Here is an 18388-nt window from a genome sequence, read left to right on the forward strand (position 1 = left end):
CGATCAGTCGTGTGACCGCCCGGCGAATCCTTCGTCGAGCGTATCGAACAGCACCGGGCCGATCACGGCCAGCGCCTCCGGATTCGCCATGCCTAGATGGTGCGTGTCCACTCGAGTCGTCGACACCGTGCCGGTCACGTACGGCGCCCACGCCTCGGCGACCAGCTCCGGCTCGTCCTTGTCGGCGGTAGCCACGAAGACCTGCACGTCGCCGTCGAAGCGATCCGGCCGGTGACCGATCACCACATCCTCGGCCGAGGCGAAGCTCTCCATGATCCGCTCCACCTGGTCGGCGGTGAACAGACCCATGCCGGCGATCTGCTCGCGGACCACCGCGACCACTTCCTCCGGCGTCGACGCCTGCAGATCATCACCCAGGTCGAACAGTTCACGCCAGCCGCCGAGCAGATCGGCGACGACGTCGCCGCCCGCCTCGTCGACATCGGCTCCGTCGGCATCCGCCCCGTCGACCTCGATGTGGTCGCCGGCCTCCGACGACGGAGCCTGCGCCCCGACGTCGTCCGGTGGCACCGGTGCGGCATCCATGATGCCCAGATAGGCCACCTGCGCACCCGAGGCCTGCAACCGGGTGGCCATCGCCTGCGCAATGATGCCGCCCACCGACCAGCCCAGGAGGTGGTACGGACCGTCCGGCTGCACCCGACGGATCTCTTCGAGATAACGCTCGGCCAGTTCACCGACATCCCTGCGAACCTCTTCGCCGACGGTGACGTGCGGATCCTGCAGACCGTAGATCGGTCGATCCGGCAGGTATGGGGCGAAGCCCCCGTAGAACCAGGCAAGACCGCCGGCCGGGTGAACGCAGAACAAGGGCGGCCGGGTCCCCTGCGCCCGCAGGGTCAGCAGCACCCCGTTGGCTGCCTCCGTCTCGGCGGTGAGGTGTTCGGCGAGCCCGCGGACCGTCGGATCCGCGAACAGCGCCGCCAGATCCAGTTCGGTCCCCAGCTCGCGACGCAGCCGCTCGACGATCCGCACCGCGGACAGCGAGTTGCCGCCCAGCGCGAAGAACGACGCCGTCGCCGACACCTCGGCCACCCCGAGAACATCGGCGAAGGCGCGGGCGATCACGGTCTCGCGCACACCCTCAGGAGCGGAATACTCGACACCGGTCGCCAGCGGGTCCGGTGCCGGCAGCGCGGCCCGGTCGATCTTGCGAGCAGTGTTCAGTGGCATCTCCGACAACGTCATCCAGACCGACGGCACCATGTAGGAGGCCAGTTCCCCGGCCACCGCCGCCTGTACGGCCGGCACGTCCACCGAGTCCGGCGTCAGATAGGCGGCCAGGTACTGCGCGCCTCCTGGACCCGTCGCCAGGGTCACCGCCGAGCTGACCACACCAGGGGCCCGAGTGATGGCCGCCTCGATCTCGCCGAGTTCGATGCGCTGACCACGCAGCTTGACCTGGAAGTCGGTGCGGCCCAGATAGTCGATCTCACCGTCGGTGGTCCACCGCACCAGATCGCCGGTGCGGTAGAGACGGCCACCCGAGCTGAACGGATCGGCGACGAAGCGCTCGGCAGTCAGATCCGGCCGGGACACATAGCCCCGGGCCAGCTGAACCCCACCGAGGTACAGCTCACCGGGAACACCCGGCGGCACCGGCCGCAGACGCGCGTCGAGCACCCAGGTGGTCAGATGAGACACCGGTCGGCCGATGGTCACCGGCTTACCGGCTTCGACCGGCTTGTAGCTCGCGACGATCGCCGACTCGGTCGGTCCGTACAAGTTGTGCGGCGCCGAATCCGGCCACAGTCGCAGAATGCGGTCGACCAGCGGCGCGGGGAACGCTTCGCCGCCGACGTCGAGCGCCCGCATGGAGGCCATCTCGGCGAGCTCCGCGTCGCTGAGCACGTCGAGCATCGTCGAAAGCATGGACGGCACGATGATCGCCGAGGTCACCCCACGCCGACCGAGTTCGTCGGCCAGCGCCCGCGGGTCGCGGTAGACGTTCTCATCGAGCATGAGGAGCACTCCGCCGGACACGATCGGCCGGTAGAACTCGAGTACCGACGGATCGAAGGTGGACGAGACCACCTGCGCGTACACGTCTCGCGAGGTGTATCCGTGCACCACCGCGTCATGCCGCAGCTGTGTCACAACCGATCGATGGGAGACGGTGACACCCTTCGGCTGCCCGGTGGAGCCCGAGGTGAACAGCGTGTAAGCGGCAGCATCGGCACATCCCGGTCCGGCCGCCGAGGAAACCGCCAGACCCGGGCCGGTGGATCGTGCCGCGGCGAACACCTCGTCCTCCGAAAGCTCGCGCACTTCCACTCCCAGTTCCGCGGCCAGCGCCCGCAGTTCCGGCCGCGAGCCGTCCACCACCATCACCTGAACCCCGGCTGTGGTGAGCACATAGCTGAGCCGGTCGAGGGGGGCCTGCGGATCCACCGGGACGAATTGGCCGCCGGCGACGACCGTGGCGTGCACCGCTGTCACCAGAGCCGCCGAACGCGGCAGCGCGATCGCGACCGGGACGTCGGTGCCGACACCGAGCGCGACCAATTGATCTGACACCGCAGCGATCGCCCGATCGAATCCGGCGTAACTCAGTTCGCCGTGTGAGGTGAGCACGGCTGTCGCCTCCGGCGCCGCAGCCACCCGCCTGCGGACCAGATCGGCCAGGGTCTGTTCGTTCGGCGCCTCCGTCAACGCCAGGCCGTGCGACCAGTCCTCGATCCGGCATCTCTCGACCTCCGGTAGCCAGGACACGTCACCGACGAGAGCGCGCGGCTCGTCGACCGAGGCGGCGAGCAGCACCTGCAGTCGGTCCATCATCGTCTCGACCGTCGATGCCTCGAACAGGTCGACGGCATAGCGGACCGTGCCCTGCCAGGACTCCCCCGGAGCGGCGACCGTCAGATCGACCACCAGGTCCACCTCGATCGGCTGATGTTCCTCGCCGAGCAACTCGACCCGCAGATCACCGACCACCGGCACTGCGTCGCGACCGGTCGCCCCACCGTGCTGACGAACCGAGAGCCAGACCTGCACCAGCGGCGCAAATGCCTGCGAGCGAACCGGATTCACCGCATCGACGACCGCCTCGAAAGGCGTTGAGCTGTGCGTGAAGGCGGTCAGATCCACCTCGCGTACCCGCGCGAGCAGGTCGTCGAAGGTCTCGTCTGCCCGCACCGCCGTGCGCAGCACCAGAGTGTTGACGAACATGCCGATCAGCGGATCGATCGCCTCCTGCCCGCGGCCGGCCACCGGGGTGCCGATCGCCACATCGTCGGTGCCGGCCAGCCGGTACAGCAGCACCGCGAGGGCGGCGTGGACCACCATGAACGGAGTGGTACCCGAACTCGCGGCCCGCTGGGCGATCCGCTCGGCCAGGTCGGCGTCGATCTCGAAACGCACCTGTGCGCCCGCCTCCGAGGCGACGGCCGGTCGCGGCCGGTCGCTGGGCAGCTCCAGAACATCCGGCAGTCCGGCGAGGTGTTCGCGCCAGTAAGCCAGTTGAGCCCCGACCACCGACTGCGGGTCGTCCGGAGCGCCGAGCGCCCGGTGCTGCCAGATCGCGTAGTCGGCGAACTGCAGCGGCAGCGGCCGGTAGCGCGGAGCGGCACCGGCAGATCGGGCGGCGTACGCGGTGACCAGGTCCGTCAGCAGCACATCGAGCGACTCCCCGTCGGCGGCGATGTGATGGACCACCACAGCGAGCACCGCTTCGCCGGTCGCGACGGGCCACAGCCGGACCCGGAGCGGCCATTCCTCGGCGAGGACGAAGCCGCCGGAGACCGCGGCTTCGATGGCTTGCTGCGAGTCGACCTCGGCCCAATCGAGGTCGTCCTCGACCCGATCCGCGTCGGCGACGATCTGTACCGGCTCGCCGTCGACGAGAGGGAACGTCGTCCGCAGGATCTCGTGACGTCGGACCAGGTCGACGAACGCCGCGCGCAAGGCGTTCACATCCAGCCCGCCGGACAGGCGCAGGACCGCCGGCAGGTTGTAGGCGGCCGAGGTCGCATCGAAGCGGTTGATGAACCACATCCGCTGTTGCGCGAACGAGAGGGGGATGGTCGCAGGCCGCGGTCGGGCGGCGACGATCGGCGGGAGCAACGCCTCTCGGTTCGCCGCCACGGCCGCCAGCCCTCGGATGGTCGGGGCGTCGAAGACGTCCCGCACCGTCACGTCCACTCCCAGGGCCTCGCCGGCGCGTGCGGCGAGCCGCATCGCCGAGAGCGAATTGCCGCCCAGATCGAAGAACGACTCGGTGACACCGACCTGCTCGACGCCGAGGATGTCGGCGAAGACCTCGGCCAGGGCCTCCTCGGGCGGGGTCTGAGGTGCCACGTACTCGGCGGTGACCGAAGAGAAATCCGGCGCCGGTAGGGCCTTGCGGTCGAGTTTGCCCGCCGAGTTGAGGGCGATGTCGTCGAGCACCGTCCACACCGTGGGCACCATGTAACCCGGCAACGCCTGACCCGCGGCCGCCATCACGGCGTCCAGATCAAGGGCGGTACGCCCACCGGCCAGATAGCCGACCAGGTGCTGTGACCCGCCAGGGCCCTCGACGACGGTGGCGGCCGCGTGCACCACACCGGGCGCGGCGGCGAGCACCGATTCGATCTCACCGAGTTCGATGCGCTGACCGCGCAGCTTCACCTGGAAGTCGGTGCGGCCGAGATACTCCAGACGGCCACCGAGGCGACGTACCAGATCTCCGGTCCGGTAGAGCCGTGCTCCGGCCGGCCCGTACGGATCGGCGACGAAGCGTTCGGCGGTCAGGTCGGCGCGCGCCGCGTAACCGCGAGCCAGCTGCACGCCACCCAGGTAGAGTTCGCCGGCCACCCCGTCGGGGACCCGGTGCAAACGACGGTCGAGCACCAGGGCCGAGCTGTTCCACACCGGCAACCCGATCGCGACCGAGGCGGCAGCCGGATCGACCTCCTCGATCCGCTCGTAGGTGATCTCCACGGCGGCCTCGGTGGGTCCATAGAGGTTGTAGAACAAGATGCCGGGCAGGGCTCGCCGCAGGTCGGTGGCCACCGCCGGCGGCAGCGCCTCACCGGTCGTCGAGATGATCCGCACCGACGACATCGCCGCGATCCGCTCCCGGCCCACGAGCTCGCAGAACACCGACAGCATCGACGGCACGAAATGCACCATCGTGGCTCGCGAGGACTCGATGACGTCGGCGACATACAGCGGATCCACATGGCCACCGGCCTTGAGCACCACCAGCTGGGCACCCACCATCAGCGGCGCGAACAGCTCGGGCACCGAACAGTCGAAGGTGTACGGGGTCTTCTGCAGTACCGCGTCGGTGTGATCGATCGGCAACTCGTCCAGACCCCAGTCCAGGCGATTGACGACGGCCTCGTGGGTCAGCGTGACACCCTTGGGGCGGCCGGTCGAACCCGAGGTGAACAAGGTGTAGATGGCATGTTCGACGCGTAGCGGCGCGAGTCGCTCCGCGTCGGTCACCGGTGCGGCATGCTCCCCGATGTCCGCCGAAGCATCCACCTCCACGACCGGCACCCCGCCGATCCCGGCCGGCACCTCGCCCGCGGCGACGAGCACAACCCGCACATCGGCGGTGTCGATCATGTACTCCACACGGTCGGTCGGTGCCGTCGTGTCGATGGGCACGTACTGCCCGCCCGCCGCGACGACTGCATGGATGCCGACCATCATCTCGACCGATCGGTCGATCCAGACCGCGACCGCCACCTCGGGGCCCACCCCGGCGGCGATCAGCTGTCGTGCCAGGGTGTTCACCCGAGCACCGAACTCCCCGTACGTCACCTCACGGCCCTCGTAGCGCAGCGCCACAGCCCGCGGTGTGCGGGCCACCTGGGCGGCAACCGCGTCAGCAACGGTGCGCTCGGCGATCGCCACCAGCGGGCCCGTCTCGTCGTCATCCGCGGCGACGTCAGTCGCCAACCGCAGGTCGATGTCACCGACCGGCAGGCTCGGCTGGACGGTGACGGCGTGCAGGATGGTGACCAGTCGGGCGCCGAGGGTGTCCACCGAACTCCCGTCGAACAGATCCGTCGCGTACTCGACGGAGACCTCCCACGGTTCGTCGTGTGACCCGACGGAAACCTCGAAGGTCAGGTCCACCCGAGCGGTTCCGGTCGGCGCCGGCAACGGTTCCACGCTCAGATCCCCGAGCACCGGAGTCAGCGCGGCGCCGGCGGTGCGCTCGTTGAAGAAGACCAGCACCTGCGTCAGCGGTGCGAAAGCCTCCGAGCGCACCGGGTTGACGGTGTCCACGAGGACCTCGAACGGGAGGTCGGCGTTGGCGAAAGCGTCCAGGTCGGTGGCACGGACCTCGCCGAGCAGGTCGACGAAGGACTCGTCCCCGTCCACCCTGGTGCGCAACACCAAGGTGTTGACGAACATGCCCACCAGCGGGTCGAGTTCGGCCTGTCCCCGGCCTGCGACGGAGGTTCCGACCGCGATGTCGTCGCTGCCCGAGAGCCGGGCGAGGACTGCGGCCAGCGCCGCGTGGAAGACCATGAACGGGGTCACCGAGTGTGCGGCTGCCAGCTGGTGCACCGCGTCGACCAGTGCGGACGGCACTGTGAACGAGGTCCGGGCCCCACGCTGCGAGGCCACCGGCGGACGTGGACGGTCGGTCGGCAACGCCGACACCTCGGGCAGTCCGGCCAGGCGCTCGGCCCAGTAGCGGAGCTGACCACCGAGGACCGACGACGCATCGTCGGCGGCACCGAGGACACGATGCTGCCACAGCGCGTAGTCGGCGAACTGCACCGCCAGCGGTGCGAACTCCGGTGCGGCCCCGGCGGCGCGCGCCGAATACGCCTGGACGAGATCGGTGACCAACGGCCGCAAGGATTCGCCGTCGGACGCGATGTGATGCGTGACGACGGCCAGCACGTATTCGTCGTCAGCGACCGGCCACAGCCGCACGCGCAGCGGCCAGTCCGTCGTCACGTCGAAACCGGTCTGCACCGCGTCGATCACGGCGTCGTCACTGTCCACGAGGCGCCAGTCCAGACGTGTCTCCACGGCGTCGGCCGGGGCGATCACGGCGACGGCCTCACCGTCGACCGCCGGGAAGACGGTGCGCAGCACCTCGTGCCGGATGACCACGTCCACGACGGCTGCGCGCAACGCGTCCACGTCGAGCCGGCCGTGCAGACGCAGCACCGCCGGAATGTTGTAGGCAGGTGAGACCGCGTCGAACTGGTTGATGAACCACATGCGCTGCTGCGCGAACGAGAGCGGAAGCCGGTCGGGCCGCGGTCGAGCCGCGGTGACGCGCTCGAGTCCGGCACCCCGATCACCGACGAGCTCGACCAGGGACCGTACCGACGGCGCCAGGAACACGTCCCGCACGCCGATGTCGGTTTCCATCGCCGCAGCGGCACGCGCAGCCAGCCGCATCGCCGACAGCGAGTTGCCGCCCAGGTCGAAGAAGCTCTCGGTGGCCGAGACCCGCTCCACGCCGAGCAACTCGGCGAACAGCGCCGCCATGGTGACCTCGCGGTCTCCTTCCGGTGCCACGTAGTCGGCTTCGCTGCCGGTGAAGTCCGGCGCCGGCAGCGCCTGCCGGTCGATCTTGCCGGCCGTGTTCAGCGCTATGTCGTCGAGCACGGTCCACACGGTGGGCACCATGAAGCCCGGTAGCGATTCGGCGGCGACGATCTTGACCGCCTCCACGTCGATCGGGGCCGGCGCGAGGTAGGCGGCCAGGTGCTCGACCCCGGCCGGTGAGGACACCACGCGCGCGGCGGCGTGCACCACACTGGGCGCTCGGGTCAGCACCGCCTCCACTTCCCCGAGTTCGAGGCGCTGGCCGCGGAGCTTGACCTGGAAGTCGGTGCGGCCCAGGTACTCGATCTCACCGCGAGTGGTCCACCGGACCAGGTCTCCTGTGCGGTACAACCGTGACCCCGCCGGTCCGTATGGATCGGCGACGAAGCGCTCGGCCGTCAGTGCCGACTGGCGGGAGTAGCCGCGGGCAACCTGGAGACCGCCGACGTACAGCTCGCCGGGCATTCCGGGCGGCAGCAACCGCAACCGGGAGTCGAGCACGTACCCTTCGGCGCCGTCGATCGGACGGCCGATGGTCACACCGCGGCCCTCCGGGTCGTAGGTCTGGACGGTGGCGAAGATCGTGGTCTCGGTGGGGCCGTACTGGTTGTGCAGGGTCAGACCCGGCCAGAGCCTGGTGACCGCCTCGGCCACCGCCGGCGGCAGCGCCTCGCCGCCGGTGTGCAGATGCCGGATGGAGTCACTCCATGCGGGGTCTTCCTCGGCGAGCACCTCAGCCATGACCGCGAGCATCGACGGCACGATGATCGCCGAGGTGACGCCGCGGCGGGCGACCGTGTCCCGGATGACGAAGGGATCGCGGTGAGTGCCCGGTTCCAGCAGCACCAGCGAGCCGCCGCACATCGGCGGGCGGATGAATTCGAGCACCGACGGATCGAAGGTGTACTCCAGCACCTGCAAGAAGACGTCGTCCGCGTGGAACGAGTAATACGCCACGTCAGCCATCACCTCGGCCATCAGCGCCCGGTGCGGCACCGTGACGCCCTTGGGCCGGCCCGTCGATCCTGAGGTGAAGATCGTGTAGGCAGCATTCTCGCCGTGCACCGGCGAGAGTCGTTCCGCCGGGTCGAGAGCGGGCACGGCATCGGTGTCGAGCGGCCGGTCCGCCGACACCAGGATCACCGGCAGATCCTGCGCACGGGCCGTGTCGGCGACGGCCGTCGCCGACGAGTCCGCCGACACCAGCAGCGCCACCGCTCCGGACATTCTCAGCATGTACTCGGCGCGTTCGCCGGGTACCGCCACCTCGATCGGTACGTACTGTCCGCCGGCGGCGAGCACAGCGTGGATCGCGACCAGCATCTCCACCGACCTGGGCATCGCGAGCGCCACGGCCACGTCCGGGCCCACGCCGGCCGCGATGAGTTCGCGGGCCAGCAGTGCCGTGCGCGCGCCGAGTTCGCGGTAGCTGACCTCTCGCTCACCCAGGATCAGTGCCGTCGAGTGGGGTGTCTCCGAGGCCCGATCGATCAGCAGATCGGCCGCAGTCGCCGGGCCCGGCACGGGCACCGGTGGTACCGACCAGCGCCGGACGTCGGCGGCGGTCGCGTCGTCGAAGAGCTCGAGTTCGCCGATACGGCGGTCGGCGGATGCCGCAACCTGCTGCAGGACCTGCAGGATCACCGACAAGAACACCTGCACCTGCGCCTGGTCGAAGACCTCTGGCAGGTACTTGATCTTCACGCTCAGCCGGTCACCGGCCAGTGAGGTACCCAGGTTGAGCGGATAGTGGGTGAAGTCGTCGCCGTCGACGCCGCGGACGTCCAGGCCGAGCGCTGCGGTGTCGGCCTGTGCAAACGAATCGGCGTCCACCGGGTAGGACTCGTGCACGGTCAACGTGTCGAACAACATCGGATTCCCGGTGCCCGAAAGGATTTCCGGCAATGTGAGGTGCTGATGATCGAGCACCCTCACCTTGTCGGCCTGCAACCCGCGCAGGACCTGACCCACCGTCGCGTCCGGATCAACATCGACAACCACCGGCAGAGTGTTGATGAACAGACCCACCATCGCCTCGACGCCGTCGAGATCAGCCGGTCGACCCGACACCGTCTCGCCAAAGGCCACGACCCGGTTACCGGTCAGCCGGGAGATCAGCACAGCCCACACGAACTGACTCACCGTCGCAACCGTGACACCCAGCGAGCGTGCAACCGCTTGCAATTCGGCGGTCAGCTCGGCATCGAGAAGCAGCGACTCGTCACGCGAGAGCACCTCGATCGCCCCACCATGAGCCGCTGCCACCAGACTCGGCTCCGACACGGGCGAGAGCACCTCACCCCAGACCGCCAGCCCCGCCTCCCTGTCGACACCGGCAATCCGACGAAGATACGCCGCGAAATCGGCGCGCGGAGTGTACGGCTCACCCGTGGCGTAGATGGCCATCAGATCGGCCAGCATCAGCGGACCCGACCAACCATCCAAGATGATGTGGTGATTGGTCACCACCAGCGTCGCAGAGGCGGCCTGACGCACCAACACGAACCGCAGCAGCGGCGGCACCGCGAGATCGAACGGCGTCAACCGCTCCCCCTGCGCGATCTCGGCCAGCCGCGCCGCAGCGGTCTCGTCATCGACATCGCCGAGATCGATCACCGACCACGGCAGGCAAACCGTCGCCGGCACCACCGTCACGATCGCACCGTTCTCGGTCGCCACAAAACCCGAACGCAGCACCTCGTGATGGCTCAGCAACCGCTGACCCGCCTCGTGCAGGCGTTCGACGTCGACGTCGGCGCCGAGGGCAACCTGCACCTGCGTGATGTAGACATCCACCGCGTCGTCGAGACCGGCGGCCAGCTGCGACTGGAAGTACAACCCGCCCTGTAGCGGTGACAACGGCCAGATCGCCGCGCCCGGATACTGCTGCGCAAGCCGGTCGAGATCGACCTGACGCAGGTCGACGCCGGGCACGTCGGACGGCGAGAGGCCCACCTCTGTGCCGATTCCCGCGATCACCGTCAGCTCTCGTGCCCACCGCATCAGCAGGTCGTCGATAGCAGCATCGTCGAATACGTTCTCGCCGAACGTGACCGACGTCGACAGTTGACGACGACCGTCGATCAGCACTCCGCTGACGGTCGCGGTCAGCAGTGCCTGTATCGCCATGCCACCGTTGGGCGACGCCCCGAGGCCCGGTCCACCGGCCGGTCCGAACGGCAGCGACGCCGCGCCGGTCTCGGACTCCCCGGCCCCGCCCGCACCGAAGTAGTTGAACACGATCGACGGCAACGGTCGGTCCGAGAGTTCGGTGTCTCCCCGATAACGCAGCCATCCGAAACCGAGGCCCGAGGTCGGCTGCGCGAGACGCTCTTCCTTCGCGGCCTTGACCGCGTGCACAGCATCGTCGGCCGGGTCGAGATTCATCGGCGTGATCGTCGTGAACCACCCTACCGAACGGGACAGATCGGCGCGAACCGGCGTCGGCCCCTGCTCGAGAACCTCTTCGTAGCGTCCGTGTCCTTCGAGGAGCACCGAGACCGGTGCGTCGTCGTCGATGCCGCGGTCCTGCTGCCAGGAGCGCACCGCCCGGGCCAGACCGGCGAGAAGCACGTCGTTCACGTTGCCGCCGAAAGCTTCCGGCACGGTGGTGAGAATCTGTTCGGTCACCACCGGATCCACGAGGTTGCCGCGACTGCGTGCGGTGCGCATGCGGTCGCGGTCCCGGTCGAGTTGCGCACCGAGATCGGTTGGCTGGGGCCGAACTCGTGCCGACCAAAACGCGACTTCGTCGCGGAAGTCCCCTACCCGTTCGACCAGCTCGTGGTTCCACGCACGCTGCGAGGCGGTCGTCGCACGCACATGCAGCCGATGTCCGGCGGACCGCTGGGCCCACACGGTGATCAGGTCCTCGACGAGGATCTGCCAGGACACCGCATCGACGCCGAGGTGGTGGATCACCACCACGATCCGGCCGACACCGTTGGCATCGGTGACCAGCGCGGTCTGCACGAGCGCACCCCTGGCCGGATCGAGACGGCCCGCAGCCACCGCGTGGGCGGCGGCGAGGTCGCCGTCGAATTCGGCTGTGCCAACCATTGCCGAGGACTCGTGGACCGAGATCGCCGCGGCGGCATCGAACTCACCGCCGGCATACATCCTGTACTCACCGGTGCCCTCGGCCGACAGGGTGGCGCGCAGCATCGGATGTGCCGTCACCACCACGTCCAGAACTTCGGCGAGATCGCCGGCCGTCAGGGCAGCTGGCGCCGCGAGCACCATCGACTGCGAATAGTCCGCGAAATCGCTTGCAGTGTCCGAGTATTCGAGCATCCAGGACACCACCGGGGAGAGCTCGACCTGACCGACCGCACCGCCGGGGAGCTCGGCGAGCTCGGGCAGCGCAGTATGCGCATCACCCAGGGCGGCGGCAATCGCACGCACCGTGCGGTGCTCGAAGATCTGCCTGGGACTCAACGCATGACCGGCCGCGCGCATCGCCGAGGCGAGCTGGATGGACATGATCGAGTCGCCGCCGAGAGCGAAGAAAGACTCGGTCACCGAGACCTTCGGCAGGCCCAGCAGGGCTGCCACGGTGACGGCGAGCTGCTCTTCGAGCTCACCCACCGGCGCTTCGTAGTGCGTTCCGAGGGAGCCGAAATCGGGATCGGGCAGAGCACGACGATCGATCTTGCCCGCACTGTTGAGCGCGAGGTCGTCGACGACCGTCCAGACCGTGGGCACCATGTACCCCGGCAGCGCCGCAGCCACATGTGTTGCGACCGCGTCGAGATCCACCGACCCCGGCGACAAGAATGCCACCAGATGATCGGCTCCGGTCGGCGCCTTGGACACCGACACTGCGGCCTTGACCACGCCGGGCGCACCGGCAAGGACGGCCTCGATTTCACCGAGCTCGATGCGCTGACCTCGCAGTTTGACCTGGAAGTCGGTGCGGCCCAGGTATTCCACCTCACCGGCCGCGTTCCAGCGCACCCGGTCGCCGGTGCGGTACAGGCGCGAACCCGGTTCACCATAGGGATCGGCCACAAATCGTTCGGCGGTCAGGGCCGGTTGCGACGCGTACCCGCGGGCCACCTGGACACCGCCGAGGTACAGCTCGCCGGGCACCCCCACCGGCACCGGACGCAACCGGGCATCGAGGACGAGGGTGGAGGTATTCCACACCGGCGCACCGATGCTCACCACATCGGGGGCCGCAGACACGTCGGCCCAGGAAACCTCCACGGCAGCCTCGGTCGGACCGAACAGGTTGTGGATTCCCACCTCGTCGGGAAGCACCGATCGCGCCTTGGCGACGAGCGCCGGCGGGAGCGCCTCACCGGAGGCGAACACCCACTTGAGGCTGTCGAGCGCAGCGATGCGCGTCGGGTCGACGACGTCGAGGAAGACCGACAGCATCGAGGGCACGAAGTGCACCGAGGTTGCCGCCGACTCCTCCAACAGACCGATCAGATACTCCGGATCGGCGTGTCCGCCCGGGCGGGCCAGCACAACGGTGGCACCGGACATCAGCGGACCGAAGATCTCCGGCACCGAGACATCGAAGGTGTACGGGGTCTTTTGAACGATCCGGTCGCCGCGGGACCAGCCGAAGGTGGCAAAGCCCCAGGCCAACCGGTTGAGTACAGCACGATGAGAGACCGTCACGCCCTTGGGACGTCCCGTCGATCCCGAGGTGAACAGCGTGTAGGCGGCGTGATCGTCCGACAGCGGCGCACGACGCTCGGCGTCGGTCACAGCGGCCACGGTCAGATCTACCTCGCCCGAGGCATCCACGGCATGCAGTCTCACGCCGTCGGGTAGTTCGGCAACGGCAGTCGGCAGCGAGCCGGCAGCAACCAGCACCGTCTGCACCGCCGCGGTCTCCAGCATGTACCGCACCCGATCGCCGGGCGCAGCCGTGTCGATCGGCACGTACTGACCACCCGCGGCCGACACTGAGTGAATGGCGACCATCATCTCGATGCTGCGGTCGATACACACACCGACCGCGACGTCGGGGCCGACGCCGGAGGCGATGAGCGTGCGGGCCAGGGTGCTCACCCGGGCCGCGAACTCCGCGTAGGAGACCTCACGATTGTCGAGGCGCACCGCGACCCGCTTCGGGGAGCGCTGCACCTGGGCGGCGATGGCCGCCGGCACGGTGTTTACCGAAACCGGACACGCTTCGCCGAACGATGTGGCGAGCACCTGCGCCCGCTGCTCGTCGGTCAGCAGGGTCGGGTCACCGACAGCCGAGTCGGGTTCGGCGGTGAGATCGTCGAGCAACCGCACGAAGGTCTGCGCCATGCCGACCACGGTGCGCTCGTCGAAAAGATCGGCAGCGTAGGTGATGGTGCCGGTCCAGTCACCCTCACCGCCGGCCGTCTGACTGAGGGTGATGGTGAGGTCGCGCTGAGCTGCCACCTCGGGCCGCTCGACACCCTCGATCTCCAGCCCCTCGATCTGCACCGACACTCCCTCGAGAGAAGCGGCGGGGTTGAACGAGAGCAGCACCTGGGCCAGCGGCTCGAAGGCCTGTGAACGCTCGGGTGCGAGTGCGTCGACCAGGGTCTCGAACGGCACGTCCGCATGGGCGTATGCGTCCATGTCGACGGCGCGAACCTGTTCGAGCAGTTCGGCGAAGGGCATCGCCGGATTCACCTGAGCACGCAGCACCAGCGAGTTGACGAACATGCCGACCACCGGATCGAGGACGCGTTGACCGCGGCCGGCAATGGGTGTGGCGACGGCGATGTCGTCGGTGCCCGACAGTCGAGCCAGCAACACCGACAGTGCGGCGTGGACGACCATGAACGGCGTCATGTCGAAGGCGGTCGCGGTCAGGACGGTCTGGCCGGCGACCGACGCCGGGACGGTGAACTCGATGATTCCGCCGCGGCTGGATGCCACCTGCGGCCGCGGCCGGTCCGCGGGTAGTTCCAAGACGTCCGGCAGGCCGGCCAGGGCGGTCCGCCAGTAGTCGAGCTGGCGACCGACCACCGAGTCGGGATCGTCGGGCGATCCCAGGGTCCGATGCTGCCACAGTGCGAAGTCGGCGAATTGCACAGGCATCGGCTCGAACTCGGGTGTACGACCGTCCCCTCGTGCCGCGTAGGCACTGAGCAGATCGTTGAGCAGCGGCCCGGTCGACTCACCGTCGGCGGCGATGTGATGCAGGATCACCGCCAGAACCGCAGTGTCCTCGTCTTGGCGCCACAGCCGCACGCGCACCGGTGTTTGCACGGTCAGGTCGAATCCCGAGTCGACGGCACCGACGATGTCCTCGAGCGAGTCAACGATGCCCCAGTCGATATGCTCGGCAACGGTTTCCGCGGCTGCGATGAGCTGTCGTGCGCCGCCCGCAGCCTCCGGGAAGGTGGTGCGCAGAACCTCGTGACGGGTCACCACGTCGACGAATGCGGCGCGCAACGCGACCTCGTCGAGGGTGCCGGTGAGCCGAAGAACGGTCGGCACGTTGTAGGCTGCCGACTCTGGGTCGATCCGGTTCAGAACCCAGATGCGTTGCTGCGCAAAGGACAGCGGAATGCGCTCCGGCCGCGGGGACACCGCGGTGATCGGCGCCGCTGCCGGACTCTTGCCCGCAGCCAGCGTCACCAGCGAGCGAACCGTGGAGGCGTCGAAGAAGTCACGCACCGACAACTCGGCATCGAGCACTTCACCGGCACGCGCGACCACTCGCATCGCCGAGAGCGAGTTACCACCGAGATCAAAGAACGACTCAATCACCGATACCCGGTCCACACCGAGGATCTCGGCGAACACCTGCGCGACAGCGGCTTCGCGCTCACCCACAGGAGATACGTACTCCGCCTGCGCTCCCCCGAAATCGGGTTCGGGCAGCGCTCGCCGGTCGATCTTGCCCGCGCTGTTGAGAGCCAGATCTTCCACGAGCGTCCACGCCGTCGGCACCATGTAACCCGGCAGTGCCGCAGTTACATGAGTACGCAGCTCATCCACGTTCACCGTGGCCGGCGACACGAACGCCACCAACTGCTCACCGCCACCCGGAGCCGAGGCAACTGTCACCGCAGCCTTGACCACGCCCGGCCCGCCGGCCAGCACCGCCTCGATCTCACCCAGCTCGACGCGCTGACCACGCAGCTTCACCTGGAAATCGGTGCGCCCCAGATACTGGAGCCGGCCGTCATAATTCCACCGAACCAGGTCGCCGGTGCGGTACAACCGCGAACCCGCAGGTCCGAATGGATCAGCGACAAAACGTTCGGCAGTCAGATCCGTGCGGCCGACGTACCCGAGCGAAACCTGAGCTCCTCCGACGTAGAGTTCACCCACCACGCCTGCCGGCACCATCTGTAGCCGTGCATCCAAGACGTATGCGGAGCTTCCGGCAACAGGCACACCGATCGGAATAATCGGTGCACCATCGTCCAGTTCCGCGATCGTCGAATAGATGGTGGTCTCGGTAGGACCATACTGGTTGTACAGCTTCATGCTCGGCCACGCACGGTACAGGCGATCAGCCAGCGCCGGCGACAAAGCCTCACCACCGGTCGGCACATAGCGCAACGAACGTGCCCAGTCCCCGTTGTCCTCGCCGACGACGTCGAGCATCACCGCGAGCATCGACGGAACCAGGGTGACCACCGTCACCCCATGCCGTTCGACCAGGGCGCTGATCGCCTTCGGCTCCGTCCGGAGCTCGTCGCCGGGTATCACCAGAGCGGCACCGCTGACGACGCCGCGGAAGAATTCCAGGACCGAGGGGTCGAAGGTATAGCTGAGAACCTGCAGTTGCCTATCGTCTGGCGTGAACCGGTAATTCTGCTGGTCGAAGGCCAGCAGCGCCCAAACCGACCCGTGTGACACCGCGACGCCCTTGGGCAGACCTGTCGATCCAGATGTGAAGATGATGTAGGCGGTGTGGTCAGGACGAACCGGAGACCTCCGGTCAGCGTTCGTGACCGGTCGATTATCGATCGACGTGGCGTCGAAGTCGGCAACCACGATGAGTAGTTCTTCCTCGCGGGCCGCCTCGATCACCGCCGAATCCGTATCGGCCACGGTCGTGACCACGATCTGCGCGGCGGAAAGCTCTATGATGTGGCGCGCCCGTTCGATCGGGGTATCTGTCGCGAGCGGGACGTAGGCGGCGCCGGTAGCTATGACTGCCTGCACCGCAAGCACCTGCTCGAACGACTGGGATGCACACACCGCGACGACCGAGCCCGGTCGCGCACCTTCCGCAATCAACTGCCGCGCAAACGCATTGACCCGGCCGGCGAAATCTGCGTGGCTCACCGTGCGGCCGTCGAAGATCACCGCGGGAGCATCCGTGAATCGCTCACCGGACGACGCTGTCAGATCAGCCAGGTTCGATGCACCGGAACCGGTCAGCGCCAACACATCCGCGGGACCCGACCACGCCACGAGTTGGTCACGCTCCTGCGCTGCCAACAGATCAATGCTGCCAACCAGAGCCCCCGGGTCGGCGGTCAGTGCATCGAGCAGGCGCACGAACCGACCGAGCAGGGCGTCAACAGTCTCACTCTCGAAGAGGTCGGTCGCGTACACCACCGACCCGAACCATTCACCCTCGTCCCGGATGTCGATGGCGACGAACAGGTCCACATTCGCCCGAGGTGACAGGTCCTCGATCGGGGCCACACGCAAGCCGCCGACATCTGCGTCGTCGCCGAGGTTTGCGTCGGCGCTTGCCTGGCTCACGCTCAGCCACACCTGTGTCAACGGTGCGAACGCCTCGCTCCGCACCGGATTCACCGCGTCGACAACGGATTCAAAGGGTGCGACCCCATGCTCGAAAGCACCGAGATCGACGCCGCGGACGACCTCGACGAGATCGCCGAACGAGGCACCGCTGTCCACCTTCGTCCGCAACACCAGGGTGTTGACGAACATACCGACGAGCCGATCCAGCACATCTTGACCACGCCCGGCCAGCGGAGTCCCGATCGAGATGTCGTCGGTCCCGGACATGCGTGCCAGCAATGCCGCGAGGGCTGCGTGCACCACCATGAACGGAGTCGCGCTCGACTCACGCGCCAGTTCCACCACCCGCCCGGCAACGGCGCCTGGGATCTCGAACGAGATGCGCCCACCGCTTTGGGAAGCTACTGCCGGCCGCGGCCGGTCACCAGGCAATTCCAGGACATCCGGGGCGCCTGCCAGTTGCTCGGTCCAGTAGTCCAGTTGTCGGCCCACCACCGATTCCGGATCCTGCGGACTTCCGAGTACCTCGTGCTGCCAGATCGCGAAGTCAGCGATTTGCACCGGCAGCGGCTCGAACTCGGGCGCGTGCCCGGCGACACGCGCCGCATATGCGGTCACCATGTCGACAACCAGCGGAGTCATCGACTCACCGTCGGCGGCAATGTGATGGACCACCACGGCCAGCACGTGCTCGTCGGCACCAACCGGCCACAGCCGCACCCGCAGCGGCCACTGCGACGTCACATCGAAGCCGGCTGTCACCGCCGTCTCGACATCAGCTTGCGAATCCACGATCTGCCAGTCCAGACCGTCCTCGACCTCGTCGACCGAGGCAACGAGTTGGAACGGCACACCATCGACCGCCAGGAACGTCGTCCGCAACACCTCGTGCCGCACAACAACATCGGCCACCGCAGCTCGCAGTGCGGAGACCTCCAACTCGCCCGTCAGACGCAAGACGACCGGGATGTTGTAAGCCGCAGATCCGGAGTCGAGCTGGTTGATGAACCACATGCGTTGCTGAGCAAACGACAGCGGAATACGTTCGGGCCGATGCGAAACCGCAGCGATCGGCGGAAGTGAAGCCTCATGCGTGGCCGCCACCGCAGCAAGCTCACGCACACTCGGCGCATCAAACACATCCCGCACCGACAACGCCACACCGAGAACCTGGCCCACCCGA

The 18388-nt window shown here is 67.9% G+C and carries 1 protein-coding gene; it reads right to left on the reverse strand.

Features of this window, described 5'->3' with window-relative positions:
- Positions 1–3 precede the first annotated feature (3 nt).
- The coding region (locus MKW15_RS16975) for an amino acid adenylation domain-containing protein (protein WP_374247446.1) at positions 4–18388 on the reverse strand (18385 nt) is incomplete at its 5' end.

Source organism: Gordonia gummivorans (genome assembly GCF_022513585.1).
GTDB lineage: Bacteria > Actinomycetota > Actinomycetes > Mycobacteriales > Mycobacteriaceae > Gordonia.